Origin of the sequence: Bacteroides propionicifaciens DSM 19291 = JCM 14649 (genome assembly GCF_000375405.1) — a bacterium.
In the GTDB taxonomy this organism is placed as follows: domain Bacteria; phylum Bacteroidota; class Bacteroidia; order Bacteroidales; family Bacteroidaceae; genus Bacteroides_E; species Bacteroides_E propionicifaciens.
The window spans coordinates 1-1141 of sequence record NZ_AQWS01000071.1 but is presented as its reverse complement, the minus strand read 5'-3'; the positions used below and the strand labels follow the sequence as shown (position 1 = coordinate 1141).

The 1141-nt window shown below is 36.2% G+C and carries 1 protein-coding gene; it reads left to right on the top strand.

The window, feature by feature from the left end; all coding sequences use genetic code 11:
- The first annotated feature begins 181 nt into the window (after positions 1-181).
- Positions 182-931 carry a BRO-N domain-containing protein gene (locus tag B091_RS0111530; protein ID WP_018110146.1) on the top strand — a complete coding sequence of 250 codons (750 nt, stop codon included), beginning with the start codon at positions 182-184 and terminating at the stop codon, positions 929-931.
- Positions 932-1141: the final 210 nt, after the last annotated feature.

Here is a 1141-nt window from a genome sequence, read left to right as displayed (position 1 = left end):
TACTATAATCCTTTTGAGTACGTTTTACATACTGATCTTTAGACTCTTCCATAACATTACATGTATTGTGTAACGCTATATTAGGACGAGACAAAATTTAAATAGAAAAAGTCTCATCTCTTTTTGTATGAGTAGTTATTTTTTAATTGTATTTTTAGGAGATAAAAGAAAGTGATAATCCATGCAGAACAAAATACAACTATTTCAAGAACGACAAGTTCGCTCTTTATGGGACGACGAAGCTGAAGAATGGTATTTCTCCATCGTAGACGTAGTTGGAATACTAACAGATAGCGTCAATCCTACAGTCTATTGGCGTAAGTTGAAACAACGGCTAAAAGCTGAGGGAAATGAAACCGTGACGAATTGTCACGGTTTGAAAATGAAAGCTGCGGATGGCAAAATGCGGATGACTGATGTTGCAACTACCGAGCAATTATTCCGCATCATCCAATCCATCCCCTCTCCCAAGGCAGAGCCTTTCAAACTATGGATAGCAGAGGTTGCAGCACAAAGAATCGACCAAATGCAAGACCCTGAATTGTCTATCGACCAAGCTATGACAGACTATAAGCGTCTAGGTTATTCCGACAATTGGATAAATCAGAGGCTGAAAAGTATCGAGATTAGAAAAGACTTGACAGATGAATGGAAAAAGCACGGACTGCAAGAAGGAATGGAGTTTGGAACATTAACAGATATCATCTATAAAACATGGTCTGACAAAACAGCGAAAGAATACAAACAATTCAAAGGATTGAAGAAAGAGAATCTGCGAGACAATATGACCAATAAAGAATTGGTACTAAACATGCTTGCAGAACTATCTACCAAAGAGATCTCGGAATCAACTAATCCCGAAAGTTTTTCTGAGCACACTGATGTTGCAAAACGAGGAGGAAAGTATCACATTTGTACCACAAACACATAATTCACTAATAATCAGACATAGTTATTTTTGAAGAAGTAAAATAAGAGTCGATTCATATCGATTACTAAATAATATAACCCACCCCCTATAAACTTTTTTGTTTGTAGGGGGTGGGTTTTTTATGTGCTAACATCTCTGAGTTATTCTAGATTAATTCAGTATTAAAAGCTTTGAGTTTTAAGTTTATTGAGAATTCTCCACGATATATTG

What these genes read in the sequence shown, in the direction of transcription:
- B091_RS0111530 (WP_018110146.1), top strand. Translation starts at nt 182, where the DNA reads ATGCAGAACAAAATACAACTATTTCAAGAACGACAAGTTCGCTCTTTA.